Genomic DNA, 25586 nt, shown 5'->3' with positions numbered 1-25586 from the left:
CGTGGCCATGAACCCTACGGTGGATGCAGATAAGATTAAGGGCTTTGTAGCCACTAAGGTGGTTGCGGTCGCCTCCCCGCCAGAGCCTGCAAAAGTTGTGGCTACTGGAAAAAACGTAGTCATTGAAGACCAGGTTCCTGGCCTTGCGGTGGACGATACTGAGTTAAACCGTCAGCTCAATGCTGCGCTGGTTACCTCACTTGATTCCGACGCGCTTTCCTTCCGCCTGCCGCCACGTCTGAGTGACGCCAAGATCACCCGCACCACCGTTGAGCCAATTGCTACCAAGTGGACCGCACTAGGGGACACTAAGGTTTCCCTTACATCTTCTGACGTAAAACTTGCGCCATCACGTGAGGAAATTTTGCAGTGGTACATTCCCGTGCAAAGCGACAAGGGCGAGATTACCCTTGGCCTCAACGCAGAGAGAATCGGTACGTACCTGCAAAAGAATGGGAAGACTTTGGATCAAAAGAAATCCCTGGCCGCTGTTTCCAAAGCTGCAGAAGATCTTCTAAAAACACCAAAAACCTCTGTGGAAGTTGCAGTGGTTATTAAGCCTACGGCGGAAGCTACGGCTGGCGAGTACAAGTCTGGCCTTTTTGAAGGCAAGTATGTGTACGTGAATATTAAGGACCAAAAGCTCTACCGCATGAACGGCCAGACAATGGAGAAGGTGTACCGTATCTCTTCCGGTAAGTGGTCTACGCCAACCCCGCGCGGTACTTTCAAAATTGCGGGCAAGCACCCACGCGCCTACTCGCGCGAATACGGGTTGTACATGCCGTACTGGCAGAACTTCCTTGGTACCTCTAATGATGGTGAAGAACTTCCTATTGGCAGCTATGGCCTGCATGAGCTTCCTGAGTGGCCCAATGGCTACAAAGAAGGCCAGGGACACCTTGGCACTGCGGTGAGCCATGGTTGCGTGCGGTTGGGTGTGGGCGATGCCGCAGAGGTATACGCCTGGACCGAGACCGGGACACCAGTAGTGATTGAGTAAGGGAATGCCCCTAAAAAAAGACTCCGCAGTGGCGGAGTCTTTTTTATATTCGACTGATTACTTTCCGGACCAGTCAACGCCGGCAGGCGCGCCGTCGTTAATGTACGAGTAGGCGGTGAGTGCTGCAGCCGCACCTTCACCGGCAGAGATAACAGCCTGTTTGTAGGGGCTGTCCGTAATATCGCCAGCGGCAAAAATACCAGGGGTAGATGTTTCCATCTTCTTGTTGGTAATGACCTGGTTCATGCGGTCAAGTTCCACCACTTCACGGATGAGGGCGCTGTTCACAATGAAGCCGATTTCCACAAAGATGCCGTCTACCGGGGTGTCCTTCACTTCGTTGGTGACAATGTTTTTAGTGCGGATGGCATTCACAAATTTCCCGTCGCCTACTACTTCCTCAGTTACCGAGGAAAGGATGAGTTCGATTTTTGGCTCGTTGTTGATCTGTTCCAAAAGTACGGCCTCGCCACGGAACTGGTCACGCCGGTGGACTAGGTATACCTTTTTGCACACCTTGGCCAAAATGAGGGCGCCTTCCATGGCAGAGTTTCCACCCCCCACTACGGCAACGTCACGGTTCTTAAAGAGCGGGGCATCGCATGTAACGCAGTAGGAAACGCCTCGGCCAGCGTATGTTTGCTCACCGGGAACATCCAAATTACGCGGGGTCTTTCCGTAGGCCAAGAGCATGGACTTGGCATGATAGGTGCTTTTCAGCCCGGTAATAACAAAGTCTTTCTCACCACGCTTTTCCAGCTTGGTCACTTCGTCGTAGACCAACTCGGCACCCCACTTAATGGCCTGGTTCATCATGTCGCGGGCCAAGTCTGGGCCGGTAATGAAATCGATGGCGGGGTAGTTTTCGACACTTGGGGTGGTAGCAATTTGACCACCGATATCCTTGGTGACAATGAGTACCTTAAGGGCGCGGCGACCGGCGTACATAGCAGCGGCTAGACCGGCACAGGCCCCTCCAATAATGACGATATCGTACTGCGTTTCCATGTGTTTCTATCGGTACTTCCGAATTAATGATACTCGACCAGTATGGCAGAAGAAGGCGGGCGAGCCTATACTAATAGTATGCCGAAACAGAGGGGATTCACGCTGACCGAACTGCTTATCGCCGTGGCAATCATTGCTCTTCTGGCTGGCCTTTTGACGGTCTACATGTTCCGTCATCGCTCCACAGCAAGACTTGCCCGCGTGAGTACGGAGCTAGGCGAGATTGCCACTGCGCTTTCCCAGTACGCAGAGGACAATAGCTATCAGTACCCTGTTGATACTGCGCGCGGCATTCCGCCGGGCGTAGAAAAATACCTTTCCGCTGGTACATGGCCAGTCAGCATTTGGCCTGAGGGGGTATTTGATTATGACAATATCCTTCATCCGGGACCCGGGGCTAATGCGGGGAAACAGATCTTTCAAATTGCTTACCGGCTATGTGATACAGATGACGCCATTGCTACTTGCAGCGACTCTGTCCTGTTTCCAAACTTCACCCGGTACAGTGCCATCCTTTACTGTATTTCCGGTCCCTGCATCCCTCACTCGGAACACCCAACCGATCCCGCCTACTGTGTGAACTGCAAGCCAAAGGAGCAGAATTACTAATGGTTACGCGACGCGCTTTTACGCTCATTGAGCTTTTGGTGACGGTGGGCATCCTTACGCTCATTGCTGCTTTTGTGACGCCAACCTACCAGCTGGTGCTTTCGCAGTTGCAACTCAACTCGGCGGTGCAGGAAGTGGCTGAACACATCCGCTTGGCCCAACAAAAAACCGTGTCGGAACAGAATATTTACGGCATAACGTTTACCGCCGGGAGCGGAAGCGTCCCACTTTTTCTCTACAACCCGGCAGATGGGACAAAAACCACGCAGAGCACTATTTCCCTCCCTGCATACATTACGGTCAACACGGTAAGCTTCAGTGGGAACAGCGATATCCGCTTTACTACCTCGGGTGCCCCAAACTATAGCGGCAGCCTTACCATTCGTGATTCTGTCCGTTCTAAAAGCCGGACCATCGAGATCCGCCCTAGTGGTACGGTGATCACCAGTTCGGGGGAGCTTTAGTATGAAACCGCGCAAAGGCTTTACGTTCATCGAGCTTATACTGGCTATTGTCCTCTTTAGCTTTGGCATTGTTTCGGTGATCCAAATATTCCCCGTGAACCGCCGCCTCATTACACAGAGCAGCATGCAGACGCAGGCCTCGTACTTGGCGCAGGAGCAGATGGAAAAAGTGCGTGCTGTGGCATACGCCGATTTGGATGCTGGTACCTATGAGGCAAGGGCTGCCCTTCCCGCGGGGGCGGGGACATTTGCCACTCAGTTTGAGCGGGGCACCGTAGTGACCCTTATTGATGGCAACCGGGCGGCAACGGGAATAGATGTGGGGTTGAAGAAGGTTGTGGTCACCGTGTACTGGACGGAAAACAATGTGAATCGTACCTATGTACTCTCAAGCTATGCCAACAACCTCTAAGCGCGCATTTACGTTGGTGGAGCTTCTGGTGGCCGTCGTGGTCTCCGGAATTTTGGTGGGCATAACTGCTTCTACCTACTCGCTGTTCCGCCGCTCCATGGCGTTGGACCAGGGAAGGGTTTCGCTTTCCCAGAATGCACGCATTGCCTTGGATAGGATTAGCCGCGAGTTACGGCAAACCCCTGCTGTGGTCACCCTTTTGCCTGCCAATCCTTCAGACCTAAGTACACCACAGCCAGGTGAGCTGGAGTTTGAAGATGGTCATGCGAATGACCTGACCTACCGGCGTTACTACTTGAGTGGTGGCACTCTTAAGGTGGATGTAAAGCAGTACTATTTCGCGTACGACCCCACAACCCGCGTAAGATGGAACGAACAGGGAACGGGTGGTGTGTCTCCTATCTCCAATGTCATTTCTACCAACGACATTGCTGATAATGTGCAGAGCATTTCCTATTACGGAAGCAATGAAGTGCAGATTCTTGTCACGATGCTGGATAGCGAAGGTCAGCAATTTCAATTACGTACCACTGTCTTGGGGAGGAACCTATGAAGCCCATCTTTCGTAAACCTCAGAAGGGGTATGCACTTGCTACCATCCTCATTCTATTAGGCGTCTGCATGTTCGGCGCCGCTGCCCTTGTTACCATTTCCATTTTAGAATCAAAAATTTCCCGTTCCCATGTTGAGGGGACGGTGGCCTACTATGTGGCGGAGGCCGGTGTTACTGATGCGGTATGGCGCCTCAACAATGATACGGCATATACAAATGCATTGGCGGCTGGGACCTTGAACGTTACCTATGCCGCAGCAGATACCCCCGCTACAGGGCAGGGTTTCACTGTGACCATGGTTACCTCTGCAGAGGGAGCGGGGTACGCCACGATTACCGTTACCGGTACTGCGGACAACGGGACGTTTACCGCCCAGCGGAAAATTGAAACCTCTGTGTTTCGAGGCTCAACGCCACCGGGATCCCCAATTGGTGACAATGTTTTCTTTGGTGGAGGTAGTTTGGCAATTACGAATGGTGGGTCAGATGTGCTAGTAACCAATGGTGACTTGTACATGCTAGGAAATATATCCATTCACCAAGCTACCGTGAATGCGGCAGGGAGAACTATTAATGCTGAGGGGTCATATTCTGCCAGTGGTGCCACGGTGACATCTGCGGGTATCTATGCCTCTAACTATCCCCCCGCACCCTCAGAGGGCTTGAGTGTGCCGGGCTATGACTTTACGCAGTACACCTCACTGGCCACTAATAAGTGCACCGCCGCGCTCTATGCTGCAGAAACCCAGCTCCGCTGCACTCCTGCCCAGTTTGAAAGTTTGATTGGCGCAGATGATGACTTTAGTTTTCCCAATCCCGTAGTTTACATTGACGGCAGCTTATCGTTCACGAACTGGGCCAGGGACAAGACCATCACCACTAACGGGCTGTTTGTGGTAAACGGGAACTTATCTTCTAACAATGCGGCCAGCAACTTTCAGTTTGTGGTAAACGACCCAGGAACGGGACGGGCGGGCATCATCGTGAAGAGTAACGTGAACAACGGTAGTGGGACTTGGACGGTGAACGGCGTGATGTACGCTTCAGGTAGTGTGAGTTTTACCAATAACCAGACTGTTACCATTGATGGCGCTGTGGTTGCTGGAGGATCGGTGAATATTAACACCGGCCTTAGCCTTAACCTGGCCTATAATGAGACACGAATCATCTCAGTTCTCGGGGGTATTACTAACCCATCCGCGGTCCGTGTTCTCCACTGGGAAGAAGAATATTGATAGAGCTATTACTCTCTAAAAAAGTAGCGCGCCAGAGGAAGAGATGCCTGAATACACCTTCGGTGTATGCTAATACTTTTTTAGAGAGTAATAGTTCTACCGAGTCTTAAGAAAGTAGCGCGCCAGAGGAAGAATATGAAAAACGGCCCGAGGGCCGTTTTTGGTTACTATCTTGAGATATTCTTAAGAACCCAGCGTATCTGCTCGTTAAGGTCTTTGATATCCGTAGGGAGCTGTTTGAGAATAGGGTTGATGTCTGCCGCTTTGTAACCCAGTGATTCAAGGGCAGCCATAATATCGTTATGTCCCGATGTCTGCTCAGTGGTTTCGGGTAGCTTGCCGCGTAGTTCAAGGATGATTTTTTGCGCAGCCTTGGCGCCAATACCCGGGGCTAGTGAGAGGAAGCCGGCATCACCCATGCGGATGGCCTGCTCAACCCGGTCAATGCTGCCCAGGGAAAGGATCGCAAGCGCGGCTTTTGGCCCAACGCCGTTGACGGTGAGAAGCCGCTCAAAAAGCGCAAGGGTAGGGATGTCCGCAAAACCGTACAGGACTTGGGCATCTTCCCGCACTTGGTGGTAGAGGTAGGCCTGTACTTCGCCGTCTGGCTGCCAGGTACCAGTGTGTACCCAGTATCCCACCCCGTTTACTTCGAGGAGGATGCGGTTGTCCAGGCGGGCGGTGACAATGCCAGAAAGGGACCCTAGCATGGACGTCTCCGGTAGTCTGTTATTGCCCCCCAGAGCATGAGTAGGGTGAATATACCGGCAATGCCGAGTTCTACTTTGTAGTCTGTAGTATTGCTGTACACGCTATCTGGCATGTCGCTAATGCCGTGCATCGTAAAGTAAAAGGCGCCAAGGAGGCCAATGAGAACAGCTCCCGTGTAGGGAGTGGGCCAAGCCATGGGAATATTCTTTGGTGCTTTAAGCCAGCTGATTATGCCAGCGACGAGGAAGAGTAGGCCGGGGATAAGGTAGAGGTAGAAGAGAGTGGTTGCGCCATGCTGCACGAGGGTCAGTGCATTACCTACAGGACACGTCACTGCCGCGCAATGGTATTCCTTACGAACCAATTCCTTCATGGTGAATTCTTTCCAGGAAAGGAACAGGAGGACACATCCTATGAGAATGAGGAGGATGCTAAGTTGGCGGCTGATTTTATGTATGGAAAGCATATTAGGAAGGGATCTTACCGTAGTTCCGGATAGCCACGTACACAACCTTCAGGAAGCCGCTGACCAGGAAGATGCCGCCTGTCAGGAGGCTGCCGAGTGCAAAAATGGTGCCACTGCTGCCGGCAATACTGAGAAGGAGGATAAAGCCTGCTGCAAGAACCGCAGAGATAATGGCGATAATTCCGGCAATTACTTCTGGCAAAGGTAACTTGTTCATACTTGGGTAGTTATTTTCGTTTGAACAGCTTCCAAATTGACCAGGCCACAAAACCAAAACCCACGATTGCAAAAACAACCATGAGGGTTGGGTATTCGTTCAGTAGTCTAAGGTTGAGAAGGCGCAGAGGGCTCTCATAACCTGTTGGTTCAAGCTGCTTGTGTGATAGCCAGGCATCAAAGAGAAGGATGCTGCCAATGAGGCCGAAGAGTATCCCCACTATTTCGCCCGCTTTTTCTAGGAATTTCTTCATGCACCTATACTACACAAAAATCCGCCATATAGGCGGATTTTTACTGGCAAGTTGGACATTCCCGAGGAGCATGCGACTGAGGGAATTGTCCAACTTGCTCTATAGGTAGTCGCGCAGTTTGTGTGCCAATTCGTGCTTTTCCAATTTCTTGAGGGCCTTGGCCTCAATCTGGCGGATACGCTCACGCGTGACGCCAAATTCCTGACCAACTTCTTCAAGAGTGTGCGAACGGCCGTTTTCCAGACCAAAACGCATGCGGAGAATTTTCTGTTCACGAGGTGGAAGGGTGGAGAGGAATTCCTCAACGTGGCCCTTCATGAGCTCGTAAATAGCAGCTTCTTCAGGGGAGAGGCTGTCCTTATCTTCAAGGAAGTCCGCAAGCTTGGAATCTTCCTCTTCACCCACAGGGGCTTCAAGGGAAACGGTTTCTTGGGAAATCTTGATGATGTGGTTGACCTTGTCCTCTTCAATGCCCATTTCCTTGGCAATTTCAGCAGGGGATGGTTCGCGGCCGTATTCCTGGACAAGCTGGCGCTGGACGCGGATCAGCTTATTGATGGTCTCAATCATGTGGACCGGGATACGGATGGTGCGGGCTTGGTCTGCAATAGCGCGGGTAATGGCCTGACGAACCCACCAAGTGGCATACGTGGAAAACTTAAAGCCCTTGGTGTAGTCAAACTTTTCTACCGCACGGCTAAGGCCTAGGTTTCCTTCTTGGATAAGGTCCAAAAGGGAGAGGCCACGGCCGATATACTTCTTAGCAATGGAAACTACCAAGCGAAGGTTTGCCTCGGTAAGCTTCTTTTTAGCTAGCTGGTCGCCGTGGGCAATGCGCTTTGCCAGTTTAATCTCATCTTCCGTATTAAGAAGGGGAATGCGTCCAATTTCGCGTAGGTACATGCGAACGGAGTCGTCGGACAGGTTTGGGACATCTTCATCGGCCGCTTCCATTTCGGAGCGGGATGGTCCCTCGTCGATGAGTGAGTGGTGCTTTACTGCCGCGCGAGCACTCTTCTTCTTGCCCTTTTCAGGGACAGGAGCAAGTTGTGCATCGGTTGGGATAGCAAGCAAGCGTGAAGGAGACTCCTGGATTTCGATTCCTCGTTCATGGCAGTAGTAGAAGAACGCATCCATCTGTGGGATGTCATTCTCAAACTCCGGGAAGGCTTGTACAATCTCCTTCGCCGTAATAAAACCATGTACCTTACCCTTGCGGATTAGGCTTTGGAACTCAGGAACAAAATCAAGGCGCTCCTCTACATACGCCTTAGGGGGGCGTTTTGTCATGCGCAAAAAATTAGCCGGCTAACACGTGTAAGTCCCACTATATCAGGTTTTGCAGTTCCTGGAAGAGCTCCCGTACCTTATTACTGTCTCCCAAGGCCTGTGCGCGGCTTATTTCTTCCGCAATATGCTGCTTGATTTGGGCGCGTGAGTCGCTGCGGATGCGTTGGAGGATGAGCGAAAGCTCGGTTACAGCCCAAGAAGGGGTCAGTTCAATGTCGTTGTAGGGCTTGAGCAAGTCTTCAATTCTCAGGTCCAGTTCCTTGCGGTCATCGCCTTTGTATAAGGTATCGATAAGCTCATCAAAAGGGGTGTCTTCTTTGTGGCTTTCAATGACGGGGAAGATTTTCTCTACCAATCCTGTTTGGGGTACCAGCTTGAGGCTTTGAATGAGTTGTACCTTTAGCGGCGGGTAAGCAGCGGGGAAGGCAATGAGGAGGGCAAGCGCACGTTCTGCCAAGTTAATGACATCGGAATGAGGCTGCTCAACCCGTTCCTGGCGTTGCTCTGCAGCGGGACGGTTAGGGAAGAGCGACTTAAAGAGGAGCCGGATGTTTTTCTCATCGGTTTGGAGCCGTGCTGCGATAAAGGGAATCCAGCTGTCTTGCTCGCTAATGCTTTGCAGGCGCCCCAGCCACTTCACCATGGTGATGGCTACTTCCTTTTTCTTTTCTGCGGTAAGGTCTGTAACCTGGCCTACTTCTTGGTTGATGAGCCATTCCATAAAGGGTGCGCGCCCATTGTAGGCTTCTTGCCAGATAGCCGGGTCTTTCTGTAGGACGTCTGCCGGGTCATTCCCGGAAGGCATACTAATGACATACGGCGTAAGGTCGTTTTCCAATGCCAACTCAATGCCGCGCTTGGTGGCCTCACGGCCTGCTTTGTCATTGTCGTAGGCAAAGGCTACTACTGGTGCAAAACGGCCAATAAGCTTGAGCTGCTCCTGGGTGAGGGCAGTGCCGGAAGATGCTACCGCCTGGGTATACCCAGCTTGGTGGAGTGCTACGACATCCATTTGTCCCTCTGCCAGAATGGCGATGCCTTCTTTTTGAATGGCATGTTTAGCAAGGTGGAGTGCGTAAACTGTCCTACTTTTTATGAAAACCGCAGTTTCGGGCGTGTTCCAGTACTTTGGCCCGCGGCTGGCACCGTCTTTTGGGTCATCGGGCAACTCAAGAAGGCGGCCCGTAAAGCCAACTACCTTGCCGGTCAAGTCTGCAATGGGAAAGATGATGCGGTCTTGGAACTTGGCTGGGTCCCCAGCGGCTTGTAGGTCAAGGCGGGAAAACTGACGCTGGGTAAGGGCGGAGCCTGTGCCGCTTCCATAAGGGGCATACCCAACGCGGAAGTTACGGACGCTTTCTTCTGAAATGCCGCGTCCTGCCAGGTATTCCCGGGCGGGTTGGCCTTTCTCGTGGCTTATGAGTACCTTGTGCCAAAGGTTGGCTACAAACTCGTTTATTTCAAAGAGGCGTGCCTTGCCTGGGCCACTTTGTCCATTGCTCCGCTCTGGTTTCCATTCCGGCATGGCTACGCCAGCCTTGTCTGCAAGGAGCTTGAGTGTTTCCGGGAAGGTGAGGCCCTCTATTTCACTGACGAAGTCGAAAATATCGCCACCTTTGCCGCAGCCAAAACACTTAAAGACGCCCCGGTCAGGGCTTACGGTAAAAGAAGGAGTCTTTTCGCCATGAAAAGGGCAGAGCGCTTTATAGATGCGCCCGGCTTTCTTAAGGGGGACGTAAGAACCTACTACTTGTTCAATAGTAAGGCGGTCCTTAACCTCATCAGGGATATTCCTTGTGCTGTCCATAGCCTCACGATAGCAGATTTTTTCTGAGGCGCTTCCAAGCTACAATGGTTGTATGATCGCATGGTGGTTTTTAGCAGGTTCCCTAGCGTTGGGCTGGTGGGTAGTCACATTGCTGCCCTTTAAGCGGAAGTGGTGGTTAACCGCTTCCCTTGCTGTAATTGTTGGCTTCTTGCTCACCATGTGGGTCAGCTTTGCGTTGGCGTATGCCTTAGGAAATACGGAGATAGGATTGAGCCTTACGAATATCTTTCTTATTTGGCCAGTTGGCCTTGCCGCACGTGCGTTGTGGGTGCGTCGAAAAGACTTTGACCTGCTCATGGCGCGTGCCGCTGCCCTTCTTTTGGCTTGCGTGGGGACATTTATCCTCTTTGCCCTGCATGCGGGGTATAGGAATACGGCGGGAGGACTCTCCGCACCAGGGTATACCTGGGGAGACCTGCCCCTTCATATGACGTTGGCTTCTTACTTTGCCCATACGACCCGCCCGGTACTGGAGCTTCCGCTTCTCGCTAATACCTCCCTAAGCTACCCCTTCCTAGTAGATTGGCATGCTGGCCTTTTGGTCCGGATGGGTGCCAGCTGGGTAGTGGCAATCGGAATTCCCAGCGCCTTACTGTGTGCCGCGGGGCTTACCCTGTCGTTTGAGTTGGTACGCCGCTTACTGGGCAGTGCGCGTGGGGCAGGGATGCATCTGGTCCTCTTCTTGGGGTTAGGAAGCGCAGCGGGGATAGTGCCATTGGTGACTGACTTTTTCACTGGAAAAGCCATTTGGGCTATGGACTACAGTAATACCCCCTTACAGGGGCTGGCTTTGGCCAACCCGGTCACTTCCCACTTCTTTCCCCAAAGAACATTTCTCTTTGGCTTCGCTCTCCTCATGGGTCTTATCTTCATTGCGGTGGAGTTGCACCGTCAGAAGGAGTGGAGGGCGCTAGTAATTCCTGGCATGTTACTTGGCCTCTTACCCTTTGTGCATGCCCACACGGCAGTAGTAGGCATGTTGTGGTTTGGAGGTGTGGCGTGTTGGACACTTGTTACCGAGAAAGAATCCCGCTTCTGGGTGGGGGCAAGCCTTGTTCTTATGGGCGTTATTGCCCTTCCGCAGCTCTGGTGGCAGTTGCATGCCCCCTCAGTGTCGGCGGGAGCCATTCAGATTGGTTGGATGGTGCGAGATGGCGAATCTGTCGTTACTTTTTGGACCCGGCAGCTTGGCATCCTCATCCCACTCATGGCATTTGGCGGTTACCTGGTGCGTGACAAGCTCCGCGAACCATTCTTGGGAGTAGCGTACTTGGGTGCCATTTTCTTCTTTGTCGTGGGCAACCTGTATCAGTTTCATCCCAGCCTCTTCGACAATCTTAAGTTCATGCTTTACAGCTTGTGGGTACTCCTCATCCCTGCAGCTTGGTTGTTGGACGGCATTTCCCGTACAAAAGTGAGGTTGTTTGTCCCTATCTTTATTGGGCTGTCCACGTTGGTGGGACTCCACGCGATTGTGCGCGATTTCATCCCCACTACCCACTACGAGCTCTTCTCCAAAGAAGACCTGTTGGCCGCCGATGACTTGCAGGACATCCTTCCGGCTAACGCCGTGGTGGCCACCGTTGAACGGCACAACAACACCATCGCTGCGTTGGTTGGGCGAAGGGTGGTTGCCGGGTACAGCGGATGGCTCTGGTCGTATGGGCTAACCTACATCCCCGCCATAGACGCACAGAAAAAAATTGTCAGCGGTTTAGACGACGGAAGCCTTGCCCGGGAGTTTGGGGTTACCCATATCGCGGTGCATCGGCGTGATGTGGTTGAGGGACTGGCAGATTTTGAGAAGCTGCGCGAAACCTACCGCTCCGTATACTCCGGTCACGATTGGGCAGTCTTCAGTGTTGACCGCTCCAACTAGCTAAGGGCGGATTCCAGGTTAGGAACGATCTGTTTTTTGCGTGATACGACGCCTGGCAGTACGAGAAGGTCTCCATCAAAGGGGAGGCCAAAGGTCTTCACTGCCAGCTCCTTTTCATGGCTGCTTGGCGCAATGAGTGTAGCCTTCGACTCAAGGATATCCACTACGAAGAACCATGCAGCGGTCAGCCCGTCCTGCTCTTTCAAGTCGGCCATGGCTGCTTCAAGTTCACTGCGCAGGATGAGGGCGTTCTCAGGGCGGGTAGATTCTAGTACGGAAATGCGGATCTTTTCGTTCCCAATGGTGAAAACCTTACTGTCCACGGAAAGAATGTCGTGTACGCTCATGCCGGTAAGGTCTGACTTGGCAGCAAACATGTCGGTTGCCAGTTCGTCCATATTTTCCCCGGCAATCTCTGCGAGCCGTTCCGCGGCGCGCTTGTCGGTGTCGGTGGAAGTAGGGCTGGTGAAGTTGAGCGTGTCAGAAATGATGGATGCCAGCATAATGCCTGCCACTTCTTTGGAAGGCGTAAGGTTGCTCTGATCCATGAGGCCCAGGATGAGTGTGGCTGTGCACGCAACAGGCTGCATAATGACGGATACTGGCCCAGGAGTGGAAATGCCACCCACCAACTTGTGGTGGTCGACAATACTTATGATGGTTGCCTTGTCCCAGCCTGGGAGCAGCTCCTCTGGGTTGTTGGTATCGACAATGGCAATAGTGTGGTTTTCAGTCAGTCCCTGAAGAAGCGGGGGAGTTTCTTGTTTGAAGCGGCTGAGAACAAGTTCCGTCTCCTTGTTGAGGGAGCCAGTAGATACGGCTGCGGCCTCGTTTCCTGTTTCTGAAAGGTACCAGGCATAGGCGATAGCGGAGCAGGTGGTATCGGTATCAGGGTTAATGTGACCGAGAACGGTAATGGCCATTGGAATGTATTTAAGAGTGTTGTGCAGGTGTAGGATAGCAAAAATACCCTGGGAAAGGCTACGGCTTACTCGTGAATAATAACGGTGCCATCACTTCCGTTTACGGTGACCTTTTTACCGATGAACCTTGTGCTGTTCCGTACGTTGCTCACTACGGGGATACCAGCCTCACGCGCCATTATGGCCAGGTGGGAGAGGAGGCCTCCAGTTTCAGCAATGATCCCTGAGATATGGGGGAAGAGGTCTACAATATCCGGGGTAAGTAAGGCTGTCACAAGAATTGCCTTCCCGGTGGTTGGTAGGCCCTCCCTCTGTACGGCTAAATCACTAACGGTACCCGGTGAGATACCCAGACTTTCCCTTTTCTCGTTGTGGTAGCTGCTGATGAGCGAGGGGAAGGTAAACTTATTTCCTGCTTCCCACGCCTTCTTGTTTGTCCCTGAATTCACCCGCTGCCCGGAAAGGTGTTCTTCTACCGTAACGAATGGGTCAAGGGGATAAAGGGTTTTCCGCAGGTGGTTAACTAGGCAAATGGTGCACTGCCTAACAAGCTCCCGCAGCTCCAAATATGCCTGGGCCGTATCTGCATAGGGCTGGACGTAGGCCTGTTTCCAGGTGGGCAAGGCTGAGAACCAACCTGGCGCAACTTGGTTCCTTCTGGGTAAAACTTGAAAGGGGCTTTCATCTGTTACTTCCAAAGAGTTTCCCTTGAGGTCACGGAGAAAGTGTTCCGGCAGTGGGGGCACGGGGATATGGCCCGGGATTTCTAAGAGCTCGGAAAGGCTCTTTTTAATTGGCTTACCTGCGGCCTCTAGTTTTCCTAGCGCTGTTTGGGCCGTAAGGTTTATCCGGAAGAGGGAGGCGTATGCCCGGAGGAATGTATCGATAGTACCCCTGGGATCATTCGTTTGGAGCACTTCAGTGACTACATCCTCCAGTTCTTTTCGGAGGAGGAGTGGGTCTTGAGGCTTCAACTTCTGCAATGCCCGGCGGTTTTTAGCGGCAATTCGGCTGGCCGTGAAGCCTCTACTGGGGAAGAAACACTTCTTCTCAACTTCCCGGTCAACGTAGAGCTGGTTGCCAACAGTCCTCAAAAAATCGTGAGACGCGTAGGTTACTCCTACAGCTTGGTATGTTTTCTCTACGGGCCCTTGAGGTGCGTAGATTTTTTTGAGGAGGGACAGGGTGAAGGGGGTGGGCCTTGGGGCAACCTCTGCCACCTCTGTCTGTTCGTAGGTGAAAGGAGTGGATGGTGTAGCGCGGTCTAAAAACAGGTGTGCCTCAAATACCTCTTTACCACAGGTGGTGACGGGCCGTGACTGGAGAATGTGCAGTTTATTTTTCAAAACGCACCACTCAATGTCCTGTGGGTCGCCGTAAGTATCTTCAACAGATTTGGCGATAGTGAGAAGCCCTGGCAGCCATGAAGGATGTTGGGGAGGTGCTTGGTTCCAGGTGTGCGACACACGTTCTGGCTGTTTCCTACCAGAGACCAGGTCCTCTCCTGCGCCAGCCACATACTCGACCACTGCTTCGCGGCCTCCCTCTGGGTTTCGGGTAAAGAGTACCCCGCTGTAGGTGGCGGGCACAAAGGTTTGGATCACCACAGCGCACAAGGCGGGGTCACCTGTTTTCGTGACAGCATGGGAGAGGACCCGTTCTATGGCGGAGGGAAGATCTGCGGCAGTAACGCCAAGCAAGGTGGAAAACTGGCCTGCCATTGCGGAAGTACCCGTGTCTTCAAGAAGGGCGCTGGAGCGTACGGCATAGCGCTTCGCGACTAGGAGGGATACTACCTCCTGAGCTATCTCTTGGTATGTCAGCTCGCTACCAACAATTTTTTGGGCAGTGAGGGTGGGTAAGACAACGAATGGAGGCACGGGAAGCAGCTGCTTAACCTGCATCTCTGCCAAGTGTAGCGCCTTGCCGCCAACGAGCTTGGGGTTATCCAGGCATTGCTCCGGGGTAAAAATATTAGGGATGCTGGGCACGGTACTCCCAGGGTTTAGCGTAACGGCCCAAGAACGTCGCCTGGCGGTCTTCTTCTGCTTTCAAGCCTACCAGGCGGGCATCAAAGCAGCTTACAAAATCGTCGCAAACGGTTATGACCTTACTCCCAAGGGGGATTTGGGCGAAGGCCTGTGACATCTCGCTGGTTGGCGTGTAAATAATGGGAAGGCTCACGCTACCGGGGATGTGCCACTTGGTATAGGTGGCTTTTGGACGGCTGTCCACAATGACTACCTCATCTTTCAGTGCAGATTCCAACTGGTCAGTAGTAAGGACAAGCCGGAAGCGCTCCTCTGGATGTGCTTTTTCAAATTTAATTTCACCATTCCAGGTTCCACCAGAGCTCACCCAGCCATCCGCACCTTTTTCCAGGTAGCGAGCCGCAATGTTGTGGAAAAAGAGAAATTCCGCCACTTCCTTGCCGCGGATTCCAGACCAGCACAGTACATACACCGCCCGGTCCTTGGGAAGTTGCTGCCAGGCTCCCGCTTTAATATCCGCAAAACGAATATGGGTGCTGCCGGGGAAGCTTCCATAGCGGTGCTCCTCATCTTCCCGTGCATCAAGGACAAAGGGTGTCTTGGTGGCTAAGATATCGCTGAACTCCAAGTTTGATACTGAAAGGGGAAGCTGCCGTTGGCTCTCAAAGAAAGAAGTGTCTTCGGGTGAGGGTGTAGTGGATGGGGATGGGGAGGGTGACGGGCTTTCTTCCTCAACTTCTATAGCTTCAACTTGGCTGCTTTGCGCGACCCATTCTGCATAGGCCTTCTCTTGCTGCCAAACCTGGTAGGAATGGATACCAAAGGTGATCCCTGTGCAGAGGAGGACAAAAGAAGTACTAAGGATAACCCTTCCCTTGACCGTATGGAGGAGTGTCCCTAAATACATGTGCAGCGAAGTATATACACCTACCAGGAAGGCTGTAACAAAGGAAAAGACAATCCCAAGGTTGCTGACGGCGGAAAAGATGATGTCCGGCGGGGGAATGGCGTGTGCCGCGGTGCTGTGTGCCAAGTTAAGAAAAAGCGCCGCCAGGAGGAGGGAGGTAACCCGGAGGGGTGTGACGGCGGTTTTCAGTGCAGGCATATTTGATGTTTTGGCTATGGTAAAACTATATCGTTTCAGGGGGAGTAAACATAGGGAATAGAAAAAGGCGCAACCGTAGTGGCTGCGCCTGTTTGTTAGGGAATCTCGCCTTTGAGAACCTTCTTCATTCGTCTCAGGAGTGCCCGGCCGTAAGTGGGCGGGTCTTCCAGTTGGCGAGGAATGTGGATATCCAACTGGCAAACGTTATGCTGGGGGATCATAAGGACAGCGCTTGCCCCCGCCTCCTTGTGCACCCATTCCACTAACCGGTTAAGGTCAGGGTGTTCGGTGGGCTTCTCCTCTGCACGGTCGCCAAGCCCGCGGCAAGCCAACCATTGAATCCAGTGGGGGTCTGAGAAATCCCACTCATTCTTCTTGTACAACTTATCCAGCTGGGTAATGAGGCGGTCAAAGACTATTCTTGGCTCCATGTGGCCGTACGAAAAATCGTATGCGCAGGATACTCCTCGATTGTCTGGGATGTAAATGTAGTGGAGCACACTTCCCGGATAGATGTACTCGAATGCTCTGTGCCTGTCTTCCGCCGCTTTGAGAACGGGGTATCTTTGCTGTTCCATTCAACTGACTCCTCCCGCCTTTGCGGGAAAGTGGCATTCTTTGGCATGCCAACCCGGCATGACTATGAGGGATGCCTGAGTGCACCTGTGTCGTAGTGGGTTGGTTATAGCAAAAAGAATTTTTGAATGCTAGGAGTGGCTTGCTGCAATTACAAAAACGCCCTACACTATATCCTAATGCGCAAACACCACTCTAATTCAGGGGGTTGCTGCCTCGCATAGTATAGCGAGCCGAAAGGCTCGTTTTTTTGAAAATTAAAAACGGAGGAAAGCGATCAAAACTGTATTTGACGAAATAGAAGAAGAGCTGACCCTAAGGAAGGTGGTGGCGGAGTGCATCGTGCTTTACCCATTCCCTAGCTGGTCAGGACGTCGCAATATGTACCTGAAACCTGGGACTAAAAAAGGGTACAGCCGCCTCCCGCCGGGGGAGGTATACCAACACCCTTGGGAGGAGGAGTGCGAATTCCCGCCCTGCGTACTAGAGGTGCCCCTTCCGCTGGAAGAGGTACGCCGGTACTTTGACTACGAAATTGGGGCAACCCTTCCTATCCATTTCCAGATTTGGACTGCGGATTGGATCATCCAGCACTCGAGGATGTTCCCGTTTTTCCTTAACTGGCTTCCCAGGCATCCTTGGGGAGAAAACCCGCTGCGGCACTGAACATTCCTGGCCGGCTTTACGAGCCGGCCTTTTACTTTTGGCAGAAGCTTTGTGTCATATTCGCAAAAACGGCTTTGGTGCTTGATTATTTCAAACTTTTCTGGTAGGATTCTGCTCAATTTGCTACCTGACAATTCGACCCGAAGTTTGGTGAAAGAAATATGAAAAAGAATCCCTCCTATGCTGGCTATTCTGCCAACGACCTAATGGAAAAGCTCCTCCAAGAGCTCATGGACATTCAAGGTAATCCAGTCAGGTTTTCAGAAGCCGCGGAGTACCTCAGTCGGACAGAACTGACAATGGAGCGCTGGATCAAGGCAGGGGAGGCAAGACTATTGGGGGAAACCTTTTTTTATGTCCTTGGCTTCCTCGAAAAGAACGGGCGCATCCCGCGCCTGCCCAACCCCGACTCCAGCAACCTGGAACTTGCACTCTGCGTGGCACTTGCCCGCAAGCAAGTGACGGCTGCAGACATCGTTTCTGACCTCGGCCTCGCCGTGGCAGACAGGGTGTACAGCTGGGCCAAGGGTGAAACCATGGTCAGCTTCTCCCGCTTCCGGGCGTTGTGGGCGCTTTCCAAGCGCCAGATAATCGGCTGGGAGTGGTTTACTGCCCTTCCCGAAGCTGTTCAACACATGGTCGTCTATGGTGTGGAAAACCCCACTAAGGACGCCGCCGACCTTGAGAAGCTTATCCCTTCTCATATTGCCGGGCGAACCTCGATTGGGAAGTACTTGGTTACCCCAGGGCGCTTCATGAACGAGGACCTGCAAGCGTTTCTCCTTCAGCTCAACAAAATCCCCACTTTGGTGGAGGGCGAATCCCGCCCGAAGCCTGAGAAAGGAGCTGTTAAGGTGGAGGTTTCGCAACCGCTAGAGCCTCATGATGGTTCGTTAGTCAGCCTTCTTGCCCAGATGAACCCGGCAAACCGGATCATCGCCTTGGCAGAAGTGCTGCTGGCCGACCTTCGGCTCGTTATGCACGCAGGGGACGTTTCTAGCGTTGCCCGCGCACTTGAAGGGCTACGGTCCAGCGACAGACGAGAAGTGCTCTTCAAACTGGAGAACATCCTCGGTGTCGTCAACGCAGCGGAGGCAAAAGTAATTGCCCGCTGGTTGAAGGAGGAATTGCGTTGAACGAAGATAGCATGGAAGGTGGGTTTTCTGAGGCAGGGTTTGAGTCTGGGACAATGCTGGGGATCATCTCCCGCATCTACCCGCGCCCAATCCTAGCGCTGCTCGAGGCAATTCAAAACGCCGTTGATTCCAAAGCAAAGGAAATCCGCGTCGTGGTGAACCTCAAGGAGCGCACCTACACCGTTGAAGACAACGGCATGGGCATGTCTCGCGAGCAGTTCGAGATCAAGATCAAGAAGATCGGCAGGTCCGAGAAGTCCCAAGCCCCTGACGAGAACTACGGCAGGTACGGGCTTGGTCTCATCAGCTTCTACGGAAAGTTTGTGGAATACACGCTTACCTCCACTTCGAAAGATATGAAGAGTAAGGTGGGTTGGGAGGGTTACACCACCCACGACATTGCACAGATGACCGAGAAGGACGGAAAGCTGGTTGTTCCGTGGAGGCCCCGACCAGACCTGGTAAAGAATATTCCCTCGTGGAATACCCAGGTTACCGTCAGCAACCCCGCCATGAGGAACGCCAGGCTGATCGTTTCGCTTGGCGACCTCGCGGAGGAAGTTGCGAGCCGATACGGCGAGCGCATTCAGGCCAACGGGGCGAAAGTCACCATTGTCCTGATACCGCAGACCGGCCGGCCTCAGACCCGCATCATCGATAGCGCCCCAACCTTCAAGGGGAAGGCGCTGAAGTTGATTCGGGAAACCCTGCCTGATTGTGGTTTGATCAGCGGCCAGCTCTTTTTCCGAGAGGATAAGGGCGGGTCCGTCTACCTCAAGCCAGGTGGCGGCCTGAACCGGTTACCCTTCAACACGGCGCTTAAGGCGCAGTTCACGGAGATGGGTTTCCGGAAGGAGGCCTTGGCGGACATCTCAAGTGGGTGGTTCGACGGGGAAATCAGCTGCGCTGGGCTAGAAATGGACCCAGACCGGCAGCATCTCACCGAAAACGACGCACTGCTGGAGTTCGCAGTCTGGTTGGACGCCTATCACAAGGATTGTCTTGACCAGTTTACGCGCGAACTGCAGGAAGATGCGGAAAGCCGGCTCGACAAGAGCCTGCTCTCTCAAATCGCTCAAGAACTGAAGGGTATCACCCACGAGTTCTTCACCGACATGATCAGCTCCATCACGATGGGTGGTGCGGTGCCCCAGCGGAACCGGCCAATTCCTGAAAAGGCGGAAACCGTTGACGGCAACGTTACACCTACCGAAAGGAGGATGGTCAGCCGGCCGGAGATCAGGGATCAACGCCCTGTGCCTCCCAAGAAGGAAGCGGGTGAAGGTGGTGGCTTCAGCATCGACGTGGTGGATGACGCGAGCCAAGCTCGAGAATTCTCCCGCAACCACCCCTCAATCCGCCTCTGCTTGGATGTCCTGCGAGGCAGCGGCGCCCACTTCAAGTGGGAGCCTGAGTACTCGTTGCTCATCCTGAACAAGCGTCACCCGGACTACACTGCGCGCAAAGGCGAACCTGACCGTAAGAGGGAATACCTTCAGACGATCATCAGCATCGCGTTGCCGCTGCGGTACGTATCGGAAGATGCGGAGGGCTATAGCCTGATGCGTGAAGCACTGGTTAAGCTCGGCTTGCTCCAGCTTGCCGCACGGCAAGCCCCGCGACCGCCTTTTGGTCGCAAAAAGTAGGCCAACCGGCCTCTGCCTTATCTTGGTGCGTCTCTCTTTATGGGAGGCGCATCTTTTTTATATAAAAGGCTTGTTAAAACCTTTACAGGAAACAGTTTTTAGGGTATGGTTCCCCTCGAAGTTACCTCAGCCTTAAACGGGCCGACGGAACACACAAAAGGAAACAAATCAGTGAGGAAAGGCAAATTAACAAAGACATACCGCGACCTCTTCGAGATCCCGGGTGCTGCGGACGAGTTTCTCTCTGCAGTTACCAAAAAGGTGCGGAAGGGGAACATCAAGTACAAGGAGGCTATCGCTTCCTTCCGTCACCTCTGTGTGAAGCATGGGCTATCCATCCGAGGGGCGGACAATTCAACTGTCGGCCGGCTTATCAGCCTCAACATCGTCAAGAAGGGGATGTTGGAGACGGAAGGCGGTCCCGGGCTTGCGTACCGGTATGGTTATCGGATACCTGGTTCAGACCTGACCAGTGGCCGGAAGCCCAAACCCCGTGTATATGGGGACCTGTTCACCAACGAAGAGAAGCTTAAGGTGCTCCTTGCCCGGTTTGCCGAACAGGCAGACGAAGAGGGGGTCATCTCTCCCGAGAAGAGCCTGAGCATCTTTGAGGCTTACGTGAACGAAATCGGCATTGACACCGCTTCCCTGAGCAAGCAGCAACTCAGCCAAGGGGTTGGCAGGCTGGGAAGGATCGGCAAGCTGGAGCGCGTTGGCCAATACTTCGAAAAGAAGGGCTACCGCCTCGCTGCTCCCCGCAGGAGGGTGGAGGATGTGGTGCCAGGCGCCGAATCTCTGGACGAAGCAATTGCGGCAGTCCAGGGGAAGATTGAAGAGGAGCAGCAAGTCCTCTCCCTCCTCCTCGCCAAGAAGACGGTCAAGGATCTGGGAGAAACGCACCCAGAGCTGGCTACGGCGTTGCGGTTGGTGATCAAGAACGACCCCGAAGAGTTGGGAGAGCTCTTGGGGTAGGGGTAGTGGTTTGTGCTATTCCCAGGGCCTCGTTGAAAGACGAGGTCCTTTTTTATTTCAGTTGAGATTCGTAAAAGAAAAGGCCCACCTAACGGTGAGCCATTTCTTTTTGGCGGAGAGACAGGGATTCGAACCCTGGGTACCGTTTCCAGTACACACGCTTTCCAAGCGTGCCCTTTAAACCGCTCAGGCATCTCTCCAGTTCTGGAATACTGAGGTAATTCTTGGGTTATGTGAGCCGATTAGGCTGAGGTAGTCCTCTACTCCTTGGCGCTTATAGACATAAACCAGTTTTCCACTGCGGCTTATTTTAGCAGGAATTCCACATCTGTGCAGTATTTCAGCAAACCCGTGGATGAGTGGGTGTGAATAGTTGCTAAAACAGAGCCCAATATTTCGATACTGCCTACCTTTTATAGAGTGTCGGTGAACAAAGAGGCATCCGTCTGTATCAAGAAGGCCACGGGCATAAGCGCGCTCATAAGCCGCCTCGAAGAATATCCAGGCAGGGAGTTGAAGTGTATTCCTAACCTTGTCACCCCGTACTGCACCTGCCCTGATAAGGTATTCCACAACATTTGAGCTAGAAGTAACGATTACTATGCAGTTCTCATGTTTCCTTTTAAAAACCTTGCTTTCAATTCCAAAAAGCCGTGCGATAAGGTTCTGGATATATACGCAATAGGCGAGGTCACGTACGGCATTTAGGCTAATTGTGAGTTGCCAGGGCGAATGTATCGCACCATCACCGGCGATTATCCCTAAGAGCTCTGCCAAGTCCTCATTGAGTTGAGGAGTAAGCGTAGTTTTGCGGTGGCTTTTGTTGGGATAGAGCATATTCCATGCATACCATGCTCACATATGTCGGGCGCAAGCCCTACAGGTTGACAAATCAGTCAAAATATGGTATAAATTGCGCCTTAGGACTAAGGACCCTAAGTGTCGCCGCATCGTGCGGTGGACTTTCACAAAACGAGACTATGAGAAATAGAGAAGGAAATCGCAGGCCGACTTCACCGTTGTCCCCTGTACTCGTCATTGCCGTCCTCCCAAGGACGCCCATCGCCGATATCTTGTCAGCAGCAATGATCCTGCAGTATGGCCCTGAAAAGAGGGCGCTGCCCTTCCTCCGATCCGACAAACAAGTCCGGATCGAGATGTACCATCCCGCCCGCCACAGCGCACCTCTCGTCGAGGGGCAGATCTGGCGTCGCACCCCCAACAACACCTATTTGGTCACCGTGGGTTGCGGTGGAGGACCTCTCGATTCAAGCGACTGCGGGGAGAATGCGCCTTCATCGGCGGCAATCACCGCAGAGAAGCTGGAAGTCAACTTCTTCTGGCCCGTCAAGGACATGCTGCGGCTCGCAAACGAGCGGAGCGCCGGGAACAGTGAGGCTTTGCCTTACGACCTTGGACGCATGGCGAACTGCGCTTACCAGCTACGCCCCGATCCAAGTGATCACCTAAACGACGTGGTGACAATGATCGGGATGGTCAAAGACACGCTCGAGTGTCGCGGCCTCAATACTGGCTTGCCCAGTCCCAAGCTCATTCAAGATGCGGGTAACCGCGTTAAGATCCGGCTGGTTTCGGTCATCCATGAGGCGCAAATCTCCCAAGCCCTTAAAGAGGCGAAGGGAAGCGACATCCTCATCATCGAGCACAACCCTAAGGCCAAGCGCTTTACGGGCCGGTACCAGGTCCTGCCGCTCAACCCCTCCAGCAAAGCGCATATGGCGGAAATCGCCTACACGCTGCGCTGTGCGGAGATGGAGCTGCGGGGAGCGTCAGCCGAGCACATCGCATCGGTCGAGCCTCTCCTGCGCGCAGGTGGAGCTCCGGATGAGCCAGGTGCAAACCTCTGGCATCTCTATCCGAGAACCGGCCAGGTGTCCAACGGCACCAAGAACCACTGCTACGTCGACCCTTCTGAGCTTCGACCCACCAAGGTCCTCAGCCTGGTCAACCGACTCCTGAACCCTCGACCCGAGGGTCGCCCTCCGGCGGCTCCTGCAGAGGGAGCTTCCATACTGGAAGCTGCCCCTACGCACGAGCGCGAGCCTAGTCTCGTTTAACTCCTTGTCTGTGCCCTCCCCAACCGGGGAGGGCCTTTTTTTATTCCTACAGGTCCTTTACCCGCCCAAACCCAAGCTTTTCCTTGGCGATGTTCTCTGGGAGGGCCACCACGGTCCCGCGCTGGATGGCATTAAAGCCGTAGCGGGCGCGCACAAATTCTATGGCGCTGCTTACCCGTTCGCTTTTGCCATCGTCAAAGAGGCCTAGTTGGAAGCCGTTGCCCGTAGGGGAGAGTTTACCAAAGTAGATGCCTACTTTCTTTATGGGTCCCGGCGGGACTTCGGGCAGCTCTTTGACTAGCCGGTGAATGGTGGAAAGGAGGGTTTCATAGGTTTGGTTTCCTGCGGTTAGGTCTGCATCAAACCAGCGGCCGCCAAACCCTTTGCAGCGAAAGAAAACGCCAACGCGGCGGCATTGGAAATTGTTGTGACGAAGGCGATGGATGAGCCTGTCTGCCAAGCGGTCCATGACCGGTTCTATTTCTGCCCGGCTATGTGCCCATTTCTTGAGGGCGTGTTCGTGGCTCATGGACTTTAGGGGGCCGGTGCCCACGTCTGGTTCCAGCCCGTGCAGTTTCCACCACCAGTACTGGCCCCAAATGCCAAAGGTGCGGCGAAGGAATTCTGGATCGGCGCTGTAGAACTCCAGGGGCGTGGTAATGCCGTGCTTACCGAGCCGAATGGCATTGCGCTCCGCAATACCGCATAAATCCGTGAGGGTGATTTTGGAAAGTATTTCCGGAGTGTTTTCCAAAGTTATCTCTACCAACCCGTCGGGCTTTTTCAGGTCCGTACCCAGCTTTCCTAAGAAGGTATTGGGGGCAATGCCAATGGAGCACTTAATGCACTCGCCCAGCTCCTCACGGAAACGGGCCTTAATGGCGTGGGCTAGTTGATGTGCCTTTTCACTCCCGTACCAGTTGCGAGAGAGGGGAATGACGGCTTCGTCTACACTGCAGGCCCGCACCTCTGGCCCACAGAGTTCTTGCAAAATGGCCATGAACTTTCGGTGCACTTCCCGGTAGGGGCGCGAGGAGACTTCTACCTGAAGTACTTGGGGGCAGAGGGGGAGGGCCTCTTTCATGCGCATGCCTGTCTTGAGCCCAAAGGCCTTGGCCTCATATGAAGCAGCCAAAATAGTACCCGCTGGGCCTATATGGGAAACCACCGCTAGGGGCTTGTTGCGCAGGTTTGGATTACGCTGCTGCTCCACGCTCGCAAAGAAGGAGTTCATGTCCAGATAGAGGACGCGCGCGTTCTGTGAATCCCTTAGGCCGTGGTACATAAAAAGAGGATGTTAATCCTCTCTTTATTACCAAACAAAAACCGAACGTACAATACGATAGCGCATTAGGCGGCCGCCGGAAGGTTCCTAGTAAGGATTTGTTCCAAAGCTTCCGCAGGGGCAGAGCCAATAAGCTCGTCAATTACTTCACCATCTTTAAAGAGCTTAAAGGTAGGGAGGGAAAGGACGCGCTGCTCCATGGATGTTTCTTCGTTGGAGTCTACATCCATTTTGGCAATTTTCACCGCTTTGTTTCCGGCATACTTGGCGGCAAGTTCTTCAACGCGGGGTGCCATGACATGGCAAGGGCCACACCACTCGGCCCAAAAATCTACCAGTACAAGTCCTTTGAAGTTGAGTACCTCTGCGGCAAAATTGGCATCGGTAAGGTGGACGGCCTGAGATACAGATTCAGTTGTTTCTTCCATAAGACAGAGGACTACGCTAATGACAAAGGCACTATACCGTTAGCTGACTAGGAACTGCAAGAAGCCAAATTGTTCAGGGGAAATAGACCCTTCAAGTTCAAGCGTAAGGTTTTCCACTTCCTCTTCGCCCATTTCCTCATCAAAGAGGTGGATGATCTCATGGAGGAGGGTGGTGGCACGTTCATCAACAGGAAGGTTCTTGGCAATGCCGATAGTGTTTTCATCAGGCATGATGAGTCCCATGATGTTGGTATTCAGGTGACGCTTCACTTCAAAAGGGGCATCAAGGGCAAGGCGCTCAAGGTCATGGGCAGGAATAAGACGGATCTCATAGCCAGAGTCCAGGAAGGCCTTTTTCAGTTGTCCAAACGTTGGGGTGAGGGAATTCATTGGGTTGTTTTATCGTTTTTGATTTTTTGCGATTAGAACAGTATATGACAGATACGCTACTCTGTCAATCAGTTATCCAGGTTAGCATACTGAAAATAGGCTCTAAAAGCCATTATTCATTTTTGCTTTCGAGTGCCACCACACTGTGCTAACCTAAGGAAGCTACCCGTAACAAGATCTCCTATGCATGAAGTAACCGCCCCAAACCCAGGGGAGCTCAATGGCATCTCTGCCAAAACCAACGACATTCACCACGGCAAGCTTTACACTGGCTACGTGAACAAGCGGAATGAGATTGAAGGCAAGTTCCGCGAAACAGACCTTTCAACTGCCAACCAGATTTATTCTGTATGGCGCGGCCTCAAAGAAGGGGAGACCTTTGCTGCAAACGGCATGGTGCTTCACGAGTGCTTCTTCTCCATTCTGGGGGGAGACGGAAATCCAGAAGGAACCCAGGTTAAA

General features: G+C 53.0%; 28 protein-coding genes and 1 tRNA gene. 13 read left to right on the top strand and 16 right to left on the bottom strand.

The features are described from left to right. Positions 1 to 1003, top strand: a 1003-nt coding sequence (locus VLA04_02800) for a L,D-transpeptidase (protein ID HSI20609.1), incomplete at its 5' end; no start/stop codon positions are given. Between the two features lie 57 nt (positions 1004 to 1060). Here VLA04_02800 and VLA04_02795 read toward each other — a convergent pair. Further along, entirely contained in the window at positions 1061 to 2011 is a 951-nt protein-coding gene (locus VLA04_02795; GenBank protein HSI20608.1) for an FAD-dependent oxidoreductase, read from the bottom strand. Positions 2012 to 2089: 78 nt separating this feature from the next. Here VLA04_02795 and VLA04_02790 point away from each other — a divergent pair, with 78 nt between their 5' ends. Genes VLA04_02790 through VLA04_02770 form a run of 5 tightly spaced genes read left to right on the top strand, consistent with a single transcriptional unit; the run spans position 2090 to position 5284 of the window. After that, positions 2090 to 2620, top strand: coding sequence for a type II secretion system protein (locus VLA04_02790; protein ID HSI20607.1), 531 nt, complete (start codon positions 2090 to 2092; stop codon positions 2618 to 2620). Next, entirely contained in the window at positions 2620 to 3084 is a 465-nt protein-coding gene (locus tag VLA04_02785) for a type II secretion system protein (GenBank protein ID HSI20606.1), read from the top strand. Before VLA04_02790 ends, VLA04_02785 begins: the two co-directional genes overlap by 1 nt. Position 3085: 1 nt before the next feature. Further along, positions 3086 to 3496, top strand: a complete 411-nt coding sequence (locus VLA04_02780) for a prepilin-type N-terminal cleavage/methylation domain-containing protein (GenBank protein ID HSI20605.1) — start codon at positions 3086 to 3088, stop codon at positions 3494 to 3496. After that, positions 3480 to 4049: a prepilin-type N-terminal cleavage/methylation domain-containing protein gene (locus tag VLA04_02775; protein HSI20604.1), complete on the top strand. Its 570-nt coding sequence runs from the start codon at positions 3480 to 3482 to the stop codon at positions 4047 to 4049. The genes VLA04_02780 and VLA04_02775 overlap by 17 nt, the downstream gene beginning before the upstream one ends. Continuing rightward, positions 4046 to 5284, top strand: coding sequence for a hypothetical protein (locus VLA04_02770; protein HSI20603.1), 1239 nt, complete (start codon positions 4046 to 4048; stop codon positions 5282 to 5284). Before VLA04_02775 ends, VLA04_02770 begins: the two co-directional genes overlap by 4 nt. Positions 5285 to 5451: 167 nt before the next feature. On the opposite strand, the gene ruvA is transcribed toward VLA04_02770, so the two are convergent. The 6 genes from ruvA to dnaG all read right to left on the bottom strand — a co-directional run bounded on the left by ruvA (position 5452) and on the right by dnaG (position 10028). Then, complete coding sequence (gene ruvA / locus VLA04_02765) at positions 5452 to 5994, bottom strand: Holliday junction branch migration protein RuvA (GenBank protein HSI20602.1); 543 nt, start codon at positions 5992 to 5994, stop codon at positions 5452 to 5454. After that, complete coding sequence (locus tag VLA04_02760; protein ID HSI20601.1) at positions 5988 to 6461, bottom strand: hypothetical protein; 474 nt, start codon at positions 6459 to 6461, stop codon at positions 5988 to 5990. The genes ruvA and VLA04_02760 overlap by 7 nt, the downstream gene beginning before the upstream one ends. A gap of 1 nt (position 6462) precedes the next feature. Continuing rightward, on the bottom strand, positions 6463 to 6678 hold the full coding sequence (locus tag VLA04_02755; protein HSI20600.1) for a hypothetical protein: 216 nt from the start codon (positions 6676 to 6678) through the stop codon (positions 6463 to 6465). A 10-nt stretch (positions 6679 to 6688) separates the two neighbouring features. Beyond that, the gene (locus VLA04_02750) at positions 6689 to 6931 is read right to left on the bottom strand and encodes a hypothetical protein (GenBank protein HSI20599.1); all 243 of its coding nucleotides are present in this window, start codon (positions 6929 to 6931) and stop codon (positions 6689 to 6691) included. 99 nt (positions 6932 to 7030) lie between these two features. Then, a complete protein-coding gene (gene rpoD / locus VLA04_02745) occupies positions 7031 to 8221 on the bottom strand; it encodes an RNA polymerase sigma factor RpoD (GenBank protein ID HSI20598.1) in 1191 nt (396 codons plus the stop codon). A 37-nt stretch (positions 8222 to 8258) separates the two neighbouring features. Continuing rightward, positions 8259 to 10028, bottom strand: coding sequence for a DNA primase (dnaG, locus tag VLA04_02740; GenBank protein HSI20597.1), 1770 nt, complete (start codon positions 10026 to 10028; stop codon positions 8259 to 8261). A gap of 52 nt (positions 10029 to 10080) precedes the next feature. On the opposite strand from dnaG, the gene VLA04_02735 reads away from it, so the two are divergent. Then, positions 10081 to 11928: a hypothetical protein gene (locus VLA04_02735; GenBank protein HSI20596.1), complete on the top strand. Its 1848-nt coding sequence runs from the start codon at positions 10081 to 10083 to the stop codon at positions 11926 to 11928. Here VLA04_02735 and VLA04_02730 read toward each other — a convergent pair. The 4 genes from VLA04_02730 to VLA04_02715 all read right to left on the bottom strand — a co-directional run bounded on the left by VLA04_02730 (position 11925) and on the right by VLA04_02715 (position 16525). Continuing rightward, the gene (locus VLA04_02730; GenBank protein ID HSI20595.1) at positions 11925 to 12851 is read right to left on the bottom strand and encodes a manganese-dependent inorganic pyrophosphatase; all 927 of its coding nucleotides are present in this window, start codon (positions 12849 to 12851) and stop codon (positions 11925 to 11927) included. The two genes, VLA04_02735 and VLA04_02730, sit on opposite strands and share 4 nt — an antisense overlap. A gap of 65 nt (positions 12852 to 12916) precedes the next feature. Beyond that, positions 12917 to 14842: a PEP/pyruvate-binding domain-containing protein gene (locus tag VLA04_02725; protein ID HSI20594.1), complete on the bottom strand. Its 1926-nt coding sequence runs from the start codon at positions 14840 to 14842 to the stop codon at positions 12917 to 12919. Beyond that, positions 14826 to 15947 carry a rhodanese-like domain-containing protein gene (locus VLA04_02720; GenBank protein ID HSI20593.1) on the bottom strand — a complete coding sequence of 374 codons (1122 nt, stop codon included), beginning with the start codon at positions 15945 to 15947 and terminating at the stop codon, positions 14826 to 14828. Before VLA04_02720 ends, VLA04_02725 begins: the two co-directional genes overlap by 17 nt. Before the next feature lie 95 nt (positions 15948 to 16042). After that, positions 16043 to 16525: a hypothetical protein gene (locus tag VLA04_02715; GenBank protein ID HSI20592.1), complete on the bottom strand. Its 483-nt coding sequence runs from the start codon at positions 16523 to 16525 to the stop codon at positions 16043 to 16045. 379 nt (positions 16526 to 16904) lie between these two features. On the opposite strand from VLA04_02715, the gene VLA04_02710 reads away from it, so the two are divergent. The 4 genes from VLA04_02710 to VLA04_02695 all read left to right on the top strand — a co-directional run bounded on the left by VLA04_02710 (position 16905) and on the right by VLA04_02695 (position 20943). Then, positions 16905 to 17189 (top strand): hypothetical protein, encoded by a 285-nt coding sequence (locus tag VLA04_02710; GenBank protein HSI20591.1) that lies wholly within the window; start codon positions 16905 to 16907, stop codon positions 17187 to 17189. Positions 17190 to 17350: 161 nt separating this feature from the next. Next, positions 17351 to 18325 (top strand): hypothetical protein, encoded by a 975-nt coding sequence (locus VLA04_02705; protein HSI20590.1) that lies wholly within the window; start codon positions 17351 to 17353, stop codon positions 18323 to 18325. Continuing rightward, positions 18322 to 19971, top strand: coding sequence for an ATP-binding protein (locus VLA04_02700; GenBank protein HSI20589.1), 1650 nt, complete (start codon positions 18322 to 18324; stop codon positions 19969 to 19971). The genes VLA04_02705 and VLA04_02700 overlap by 4 nt, the downstream gene beginning before the upstream one ends. Positions 19972 to 20142: 171 nt before the next feature. Beyond that, positions 20143 to 20943, top strand: a complete 801-nt coding sequence (locus VLA04_02695) for a hypothetical protein (protein ID HSI20588.1) — start codon at positions 20143 to 20145, stop codon at positions 20941 to 20943. Positions 20944 to 21053: 110 nt separating this feature from the next. On the opposite strand, the gene VLA04_02690 is transcribed toward VLA04_02695, so the two are convergent. Next, positions 21054 to 21143 (bottom strand) — tRNA-Ser (locus VLA04_02690). Further along, the gene (locus tag VLA04_02685) at positions 21130 to 21780 is read right to left on the bottom strand and encodes an LAGLIDADG family homing endonuclease (GenBank protein HSI20587.1); all 651 of its coding nucleotides are present in this window, start codon (positions 21778 to 21780) and stop codon (positions 21130 to 21132) included. Before VLA04_02685 ends, VLA04_02690 begins: the two co-directional genes overlap by 14 nt. A 143-nt stretch (positions 21781 to 21923) precedes the next feature. Between VLA04_02685 and VLA04_02680 the strand changes: the two genes are divergently transcribed. After that, positions 21924 to 23021, top strand: a complete 1098-nt coding sequence (locus VLA04_02680; protein ID HSI20586.1) for a hypothetical protein — start codon at positions 21924 to 21926, stop codon at positions 23019 to 23021. Positions 23022 to 23067: 46 nt separating this feature from the next. Here the strand turns inward: VLA04_02680 and VLA04_02675 are convergent, their stop codons facing one another. The 3 genes from VLA04_02675 to VLA04_02665 form a co-directional block, all read right to left on the bottom strand. Beyond that, the gene (locus VLA04_02675; GenBank protein HSI20585.1) at positions 23068 to 24306 is read right to left on the bottom strand and encodes a DNA polymerase IV; all 1239 of its coding nucleotides are present in this window, start codon (positions 24304 to 24306) and stop codon (positions 23068 to 23070) included. 65 nt (positions 24307 to 24371) lie between these two features. Then, entirely contained in the window at positions 24372 to 24734 is a 363-nt protein-coding gene (gene trxA / locus VLA04_02670) for a thioredoxin (GenBank protein ID HSI20584.1), read from the bottom strand. Between the two features lie 39 nt (positions 24735 to 24773). After that, positions 24774 to 25124: a hypothetical protein gene (locus tag VLA04_02665; protein ID HSI20583.1), complete on the bottom strand. Its 351-nt coding sequence runs from the start codon at positions 25122 to 25124 to the stop codon at positions 24774 to 24776. 183 nt (positions 25125 to 25307) lie between these two features. Here VLA04_02665 and VLA04_02660 point away from each other — a divergent pair. Next, positions 25308 to 25586 (top strand): superoxide dismutase (locus tag VLA04_02660; GenBank protein HSI20582.1); only part of this gene is annotated, 279 nt, incomplete at its 3' end.

Source organism: Verrucomicrobiia bacterium, assembly GCA_035460805.1.
GTDB lineage: Bacteria > Patescibacteriota > UBA1384 > CAILIB01 > CAILIB01 > DATHWI01.
Note: the sequence above shows the minus strand (reverse complement) of the source record. Positions and strands in the feature narration are given on the sequence as shown.

Bases quoted from the DNA above. Each gene is read 5' to 3' on its own strand.
- VLA04_02755 (HSI20600.1), bottom strand. From the start codon at position 6,678: ATGAACAAGTTACCTTTGCCAGAAGTAATTGCCGGAATTATCGCCATT.
- dnaG (HSI20597.1), bottom strand. From the start codon at position 10,028: ATGGACAGCACAAGGAATATCCCTGATGAGGTTAAGGACCGCCTTACT.
- VLA04_02680 (HSI20586.1), top strand. From the start codon at position 21,924: ATGAGAAATAGAGAAGGAAATCGCAGGCCGACTTCACCGTTGTCCCCT.
- rpoD (HSI20598.1), bottom strand. From the start codon at position 8,221: ATGACAAAACGCCCCCCTAAGGCGTATGTAGAGGAGCGCCTTGATTTT.
- VLA04_02735 (HSI20596.1), top strand. From the start codon at position 10,081: ATGATCGCATGGTGGTTTTTAGCAGGTTCCCTAGCGTTGGGCTGGTGG.
- VLA04_02795 (HSI20608.1), bottom strand. From the start codon at position 2,011: ATGGAAACGCAGTACGATATCGTCATTATTGGAGGGGCCTGTGCCGGT.
- VLA04_02665 (HSI20583.1), bottom strand. From the start codon at position 25,124: ATGAATTCCCTCACCCCAACGTTTGGACAACTGAAAAAGGCCTTCCTG.
- VLA04_02705 (HSI20590.1), top strand. From the start codon at position 17,351: ATGAAAAAGAATCCCTCCTATGCTGGCTATTCTGCCAACGACCTAATG.
- VLA04_02685 (HSI20587.1), bottom strand. From the start codon at position 21,780: ATGCTCTATCCCAACAAAAGCCACCGCAAAACTACGCTTACTCCTCAA.
- VLA04_02675 (HSI20585.1), bottom strand. From the start codon at position 24,306: ATGTACCACGGCCTAAGGGATTCACAGAACGCGCGCGTCCTCTATCTG.
- VLA04_02715 (HSI20592.1), bottom strand. From the start codon at position 16,525: ATGGAACAGCAAAGATACCCCGTTCTCAAAGCGGCGGAAGACAGGCAC.
- VLA04_02780 (HSI20605.1), top strand. From the start codon at position 3,086: ATGAAACCGCGCAAAGGCTTTACGTTCATCGAGCTTATACTGGCTATT.
- VLA04_02710 (HSI20591.1), top strand. From the start codon at position 16,905: ATGTACCTGAAACCTGGGACTAAAAAAGGGTACAGCCGCCTCCCGCCG.
- ruvA (HSI20602.1), bottom strand. From the start codon at position 5,994: ATGCTAGGGTCCCTTTCTGGCATTGTCACCGCCCGCCTGGACAACCGC.
- VLA04_02770 (HSI20603.1), top strand. From the start codon at position 4,046: ATGAAGCCCATCTTTCGTAAACCTCAGAAGGGGTATGCACTTGCTACC.
- trxA (HSI20584.1), bottom strand. From the start codon at position 24,734: ATGGAAGAAACAACTGAATCTGTATCTCAGGCCGTCCACCTTACCGAT.
- VLA04_02720 (HSI20593.1), bottom strand. From the start codon at position 15,947: ATGCCTGCACTGAAAACCGCCGTCACACCCCTCCGGGTTACCTCCCTC.
- VLA04_02785 (HSI20606.1), top strand. From the start codon at position 2,620: ATGGTTACGCGACGCGCTTTTACGCTCATTGAGCTTTTGGTGACGGTG.
- VLA04_02750 (HSI20599.1), bottom strand. From the start codon at position 6,931: ATGAAGAAATTCCTAGAAAAAGCGGGCGAAATAGTGGGGATACTCTTC.
- VLA04_02730 (HSI20595.1), bottom strand. From the start codon at position 12,851: ATGGCCATTACCGTTCTCGGTCACATTAACCCTGATACCGATACCACC.
- VLA04_02790 (HSI20607.1), top strand. From the start codon at position 2,090: ATGCCGAAACAGAGGGGATTCACGCTGACCGAACTGCTTATCGCCGTG.
- VLA04_02760 (HSI20601.1), bottom strand. From the start codon at position 6,461: ATGCTTTCCATACATAAAATCAGCCGCCAACTTAGCATCCTCCTCATT.
- VLA04_02775 (HSI20604.1), top strand. From the start codon at position 3,480: ATGCCAACAACCTCTAAGCGCGCATTTACGTTGGTGGAGCTTCTGGTG.